Source organism: Streptomyces hygroscopicus subsp. hygroscopicus (assembly GCF_001553455.1).
GTDB classification, from domain to species: Bacteria; Actinomycetota; Actinomycetes; order Streptomycetales; family Streptomycetaceae; genus Streptomyces; species Streptomyces hygroscopicus.
The window spans coordinates 1-5959 of record NZ_BBOX01000320.1; the positions used below are offsets into that span (position 1 = coordinate 1).

Sequence of the window (5959 nt, forward strand, 5' to 3'; positions counted from 1 at the left end):
CCCCCCCCCGCCGACGTCCGCCCCGAGGAGCTGCCGCCGGCCGGCCGGCTGGGCGCCCTCGCCTGCGAGACGGCGGGCCGCACCGTACGGCTGCGCACCCGCGACCTTCAGCGCACGGCCACCGAGGCGCTGCTGTGGGCACGGGACCGGCGGATCGAGCTGACCGGGCTGGACGCCCGGTCGGCCTCACTGGAGGAGGCGTTCCTGCACATCGCCGGCGCCTTGGAGACGGCGGACGGGCGGGATCCGGCGGATCCGGCGAGGGCCGCGGAGAGGGCGGGGACGGCGGCGGGGGCGGGGGCGGGGGCGACGCGATGACCACCACGACCACCACCCCCACGGCCGCCGACCGGGCCGCGGGCCCCGCCCGGACCACCGCCAAGGACCGGGTGCTCGCCCTCGGCCGCGCCGAACTGACGCTCCTGGTGCGGAACAAGGCGGCGCTCAGCTACGCCGTGCTGCTGCCCGGCACGCTGACCCTCAGCATGACCACGGTCACCAAGGATATCGACCTGGAGGACGCCGGTCTGTCGCTGGGCATGCTGGTCCTGCCCGGTTCGATCGGCCTGGCCCTGATCCTCGCGGTCTACCTGAACCTGGTGGGCGTGTATGTGATCCGGCGTGAGGAGCTGGTCCTCAAGCGGCTGCGCGCCGGAGAGCCCACCGACGCCGAGATCCTGGCCGGCTCGGCGCTCCCGGCCGTCCTGATGGGGCTGGTCCAGTGCGTGCTGCTGGCGGTGTCGGTGGGGCTCGCCCTGGACGTACCGGCGCCGAAGGCCCCGTATCTGGCCGTGGCCGGAGTGGCGATCGGGCTGGCGCAGATGGTGGCGCTGGCCGCCGCGACGGCCGCGTACACCAGGACCGGGGAGTCCGCGCAGCTGACGCCGATGCCGCTGATGCTGGTGTCGATGATGGCCAGCGGGCTGTTCGTACCGCTGGAGGTGATGCCGGATCAGGTCGCGGCGGTGTGCGAACGGCTGCCGCTGACCCCGGTCGTCGACCTGGTCCGGGGCGGGTGGACCGGCGGGATGAGCCCGCTGGAGGTGTTCGGGGCCCTGGTGACGGCCGTGGCCTGGACGGTGCTGGCATGGTGGACCGTACGCAGGCGGTTCTTCTGGGAGCCGCGGCGCTGAACGGCGGGAACGGGGCGGGAGGAACGGGGTACGTGATACGGCGATGGCGCGGACACAGCCGGCTCGCCCGGGTCGAGCTGTACACGCGGTGGACGTTGTACGTGGTGCCCTGGATCTACCCCGTCACGCTGGCCCCGTCCCTGGCGCCGACGCTGCGGCACGGCCCGGGGGCGCTGGTGTGGCCGCTGCTCGCCCTGTGTCTGGCGCAGCTGCTGCTCACCGCGCCACTGCTGCACCGGGGCATCGACCACCGGCTGAGCGACCGGCCGGTGGAGCCGTGGCTTCCCGCCGTGGCCATGGCCCTGATGACCGTGGAGCTGGGGCTCGGGGTGGTGCTCGACGCCAGGGTGCGGGAGCTCGGGGCGATCGTGCCGCTGACCGTGCTGTGCCTGGCGCCGTTCTCCTCCGGGTACGCGCTGCTGGCGTCGCTCCGCCGGTTCGCCGGGGTCCATGCGGGGTTCGCGGTGGCGCTGGCGGCGGCGGAGGCGGTGGCCCGGCCCGGGATCCGCGCCCCGGTGACGGCCGCCTCGGCCGTGGCGTTGATGAGTTCCCTGTGTCTGCTGACGGTCCGCAGCTCGGTGTGGGTGCTGGCGGTGATGTGGGAGCTGGACGCGTCCCGGGAGGCGCAGGCGCGGCTGGCGGTCGCCGAGGCGCGGCTGCGGTTCAGCCGGGACCTGCACGATGTGGTCGGCCGCAACCTCGCGCTGATCGCGCTCAAGGGCGAGCTGGCGGCACGGCTGGCCCGACGGGGGATGCCGGAGGCGGAGGCCCAGATGGTGGAGGTGCAGCGGATCGCGCGGGAGTCGCAGGCGGAGGTCCAGGAGGTGGTCCGGGGCTATCGGGAGGCGGATCTGCGGGTGGAGCTGGCCGGTGCCCGGTCGGTGCTGCGGGCGGCCCGGGTGGACTGCCGGATCGAGGACGACGGCGGCGCGGAGCTGCCGGGGACGGTACGGGCGGCGCTGGGCTGGGTGGTCCGCGAGGGGGCGACGAACGTGTTGCGGCACGCGGACGCGGCCCGCTGCACCGTACGGCTGGGGGTGTCGTCCCGGCCGGGAGGGGACCGGACGGCGGTGCTGCTGATGGAGAACGACGGGGTGCCGGATGCCGCGGACGCCGGGGCAGGCACCAGGGCGGGAAACGGTGCCGGAAACGGTGCGGGAAACGGTGCCGGAAACGGTGCGGGAAGCGGTGCGGGAAGCGGTGCGGGAAGCGGTGCGGGAAGCGGGCTCAAGGGGCTGCGGGAGCGGCTGGCGCCGCTGGGCGGCACCCTGGAGTCGGGCCCGGGGGCGGGCGGCGTGTACCGGCTGCGGGCCGAGGTTCCGCTGGGAGGGGACGCGTGAGTGACACCACGGCGATCCGGGTGCTGCTGGCCGACGACGAGCACCTGATCCGGGGCGCCCTGGCCGCCCTGCTGGCCCTGGAGGACGATCTGCTGGTGGTCGCGGAGGCGGCGTCCGGGCCCGAGGCGCTGGCCATGGCGCGGGCCCACCGGCCCGATGTGGCGGTGCTGGACCTGCAGATGCCCGGGGCGGACGGGGTGTCGGTGGCCGCGGCGCTCCGGTCGGAGCTGCCCGGCTGCCGGTCGATGATCGTGACCGGCCACGGCCGGCCGGGCCACCTCAAGCGGGCCCTGGAGGCGGGGGTGCGCGGTTTCGTGCCGAAGACCACATCCGCGCAGCGGCTGGCGGAGATCATCCGCACGGTGCACGGCGGGTCCCGCTATGTGGACCCGGGGCTGGCGGCCGACGCGATCAGCGCCGGTGACTCCCCGCTGACCGAGCGGGAGGCGGAGCTGCTGGAGCTGGCGACGGACGGCGCCTCCATCGCGGAGATCGCCCAGCGCGCCCGGCTCTCCCAGGGGACGGTCCGGAACTACCTGTCGGCCGCGGCGGCGAAGCTGGGGGCGGAGAACCGGCACGCGGCGGCACGGATCGCCCGGGAGCGCGGCTGGTTCTGAGCGCCCCCCGCCGACGCTCCTGCCACCGTTCCGCCGGCCGGAGCGGCCCCGACCCGGGGGTGGTAGTTCACCGGTCGGGGGTTTGGTTATAGTAGAGGGGCGCCGAACCGGAGAAGTCCGGCGCAGGCGGACGTAGCTCAGTTGGTAGAGCGCAACCTTGCCAAGGTTGAGGTCGCGAGTTCGAGCCTCGTCGTCCGCTCGGTGGACAGCAAGGGCCCCGGCCGATCGGCCGGGGCCCTTGGTCGTTCCCGGCCCTACGTCCAGCGGGTGCCGGTCAGCAGCTCGTACGCCTCCACGTACTTCGCCCGGGTCCGCTCGACGACCTCCGCCGGGAGCGGGGGCGGCGGCTGCTCGCCGGTGCGGTCCCAGCCGGAGGCCGGGGAGGTCAGCCAGTCGCGGACGTACTGCTTGTCGAAGGACGGCTGGGCACGGCCGGGCTGCCACTGGTCGGCGGGCCAGAAGCGGGAGGAGTCCGGGGTCAGCACCTCGTCGGCGAGCACCGGCTCGGCGCCCTCCGCGCCCGCGGTCGCCTCCGCGTAGCCGAACTCGAACTTGGTGTCGGCGAGGATGATGCCCCGGGCCCGGGCGATCTCCCGGGCCCGGCTGTAGACCGCGAGGGTGGCCTGGCGCAGCTGGGCGGCGGGCTCGGCGCCGATGCGGTGGGCCACCTCCTCGTACGCCACGTTCTCGTCGTGCTCGCCGACCTCGGCCTTGGTGGCCGGGGTGAAGATCGGGGAGGGCAGCTCGGAGCCGTCGGTCAGCCCCTCGGGGAGGGCGATCCCGCACACCGTGCGGCTCTCCCGGTACTCGGCCAGACCGGAGCCGGTCAGATAGCCGCGCGCCACGCATTCCACCGGGGCCATCCGCAGCGACCGGCACACCAGGGTGCGGCCCGCCCAGTCGGCGGGGGCGCCGGGGGGCAGCTCGGTGGACAGCACGTGGTGCGGCACGAGGTCGGCGAGCAGGTCGAACCACCAGAGGGAGAGCTGGGTGAGGATCTTGCCCTTCTCCGGGATCTCGGTCGGCAGGACCCAGTCGTAGGCGGAGATCCGGTCGCTGGCGACCATGACGAGCTCTCCGCGCTCGTTCCGGTAAAGGTCGCGCACCTTGCCGGTGTGCAGGTGCTGAAGGCCCGGAACCTCGACCGGCTCGGGCTTCTCGACGAATCCGGACACGCTTCCTCCTGGTGGTTTTGTCCAAGCCCCTTCGATTCTGCCGCACGGACGGGCGGCGGCCCGCGGCGGGGCGCGCGCCACAGGGCTCGGCGGTCCGGGTTCCGCTTACGCCGGTTCGCACACGTCGTACGAGGAACCCGTATGCCGGGACACCCGCCGGACAGGAGGTGTTGGCATGGCCGACGCGGCGATCGTGGGCAGCGGCCCCAACGGGCTCGCGGCAGCCGTCACCCTGGCCCGCGCCGGGGTGCGGGTGGCGGTGTACGAGGCCGCCCCCACCATCGGCGGCGGGCTGCGCACCCAGCCGCTCTTCGACCCGGAGATCGCGCATGACATCTGCTCGGCGGTCCACCCGATGGCGGCCGCCTCCCGCTTCTTCCGCGAGTTCGGCCTGGCGCCACGCGGAGTGGAGCTGCTGACGCCCGAGATCTCCTACGCCCATCCGCTGGACGGCGGCCGCGCCGCGCTCGCCCACCACGATCTGGAGGCCACCTGCGCCGGGCTCGGCCCGGACGGGGAGCGCTGGCGGCGGCTGATGGCACCGCTGCTGCGGCACGGCGAGGGCGTGGTCGACTTCGTCCTGTCCGGGCAGCGCGCCCTCCCCCGGGATCCGGTGGCACCGCTGCTGCTGGCGCCACGGATCCTCGTCCACGGCACCCGGCTCGGCGCCGCCCGCTTCACCGGTGAGGAGGCGCCCGCCCTGTTCACCGGGGTCGCCGCGCATGCCGTGGGCGAACTGCCCAGTCTGGCCGGCGCGGCGGTGGCAGCCCTCCTCGGGCATCTGGCGCACGGCCCCGGCTGGCCACTGCCGCGCGGCGGAAGCGCCCGGATCGCCGAGGCCATGGCCGACGACCTCACCGCCCACGGCGGCACCCTCCACCCCGGGCACGAGATCAGCGACCTCGCCGAGCTGGCCGGACATCGCGCGGTGCTGCTCGACACCGGCGTCCCCGGGCTGCTGGGCATCGCCGGACGCGCGCTGCCCGCCCGCTACGTCCGGTCGCTGCGGCGGTTCCGCTACGGCCCGGCCGCCGCCAAGGCCGACTTCCTGGTCAGCGACCCGATCCCGTGGGCCGACCCCGCCGTGGGCCGCGCCGGGACCGTACACCTGGGCGGCAGCCGCGCCGAGCTGGTCCGGGAGGAGGGTCTGACGGCGCGCGGGATCCGCAGCCGGAGGCCCTTCGTGCTGCTGGTCGACCCGGCCGTCACCGATCCCGGGCGCGCCCGGCCCGGCAGGCGTCCGGTGTGGGCCTACGCCCACCTGCCGAACGGCGACGACACCGACCCGGTGGAGCTGATCCGCTCCCGGATCGAGACCTATGCCCCCGGCTTCGGCGACACCGTGCTCGCGGCGCGCGGGGTGTCCGGACGCGCCCTGGAGCGTTACGACCCCAACTGCGTGGGCGGGGACATCGGCTCGGGCGCGATGACGCCGTGGCAGAGCCTCGCCCGGCCTGTGCCCCGCCTCGATCCGTACCGCACCCCGCTCCCCGGGCTCTTCCTGTGCTCGTCGGCGACCCCGCCGGGGCCGGGGGTGCACGGGATGTGCGGATACCTGGCCGCCCGGTCGGCGCTGCGGCATCGGTTCGGGATACGGGAGGCGCCGTCTCTCGGTCCGGAGTAGGCCCCACCATGGCGCGGGCCGTGGCCCGCGGGCCACGCCGCGCGGGCCGCGCCCCAGGACGTCACCGTCA

5 protein-coding genes, 1 tRNA gene and 1 pseudogene are annotated in these 5959 nt (G+C 75.1%); 6 read left to right on the top strand and 1 reads right to left on the bottom strand.

Features of this window, described 5'->3' with window-relative positions:
* The 5 genes and pseudogenes from AXW62_RS46215 to AXW62_RS29145 form a co-directional block, all read left to right on the top strand.
* Nucleotides 1–318 (top strand): annotated as a pseudogene (locus AXW62_RS46215) (ABC transporter ATP-binding protein); the annotation flags it as partial.
* Nucleotides 315–1133, top strand: coding sequence for an ABC transporter permease (locus AXW62_RS29130; protein ID WP_060947148.1), 819 nt, complete (start codon nt 315–317; stop codon nt 1131–1133). The pseudogene AXW62_RS46215 and the gene AXW62_RS29130, both read left to right, overlap by 4 nt.
* A 32-nt stretch (nt 1134–1165) precedes the next feature.
* Nucleotides 1166–2473, top strand: a complete 1308-nt coding sequence (locus AXW62_RS46775; RefSeq protein ID WP_063817680.1) for a sensor histidine kinase — start codon at nt 1166–1168, stop codon at nt 2471–2473.
* Nucleotides 2470–3090: a response regulator transcription factor gene (locus AXW62_RS29140; RefSeq protein WP_060947149.1), complete on the top strand. Its 621-nt coding sequence runs from the start codon at nt 2470–2472 to the stop codon at nt 3088–3090. Before AXW62_RS46775 ends, AXW62_RS29140 begins: the two co-directional genes overlap by 4 nt.
* 126 nt (nt 3091–3216) lie before the next feature.
* Nucleotides 3217–3289: transfer RNA gene (locus AXW62_RS29145), tRNA-Gly, on the top strand.
* Nucleotides 3290–3344: 55 nt separating this feature from the next.
* Here the strand turns inward: AXW62_RS29145 and AXW62_RS29150 are convergent.
* Nucleotides 3345–4265, bottom strand: coding sequence for a phosphoribosylaminoimidazolesuccinocarboxamide synthase (locus AXW62_RS29150; RefSeq protein WP_060947150.1), 921 nt, complete (start codon nt 4263–4265; stop codon nt 3345–3347).
* A gap of 175 nt (nt 4266–4440) precedes the next feature.
* Between AXW62_RS29150 and AXW62_RS29155 the strand changes: the two genes are divergently transcribed.
* Nucleotides 4441–5889 carry a phytoene desaturase family protein gene (locus AXW62_RS29155; protein WP_060947151.1) on the top strand — a complete coding sequence of 483 codons (1449 nt, stop codon included), beginning with the start codon at nt 4441–4443 and terminating at the stop codon, nt 5887–5889.
* The last annotated feature ends 70 nt before the right edge of the window (nt 5890–5959 follow it).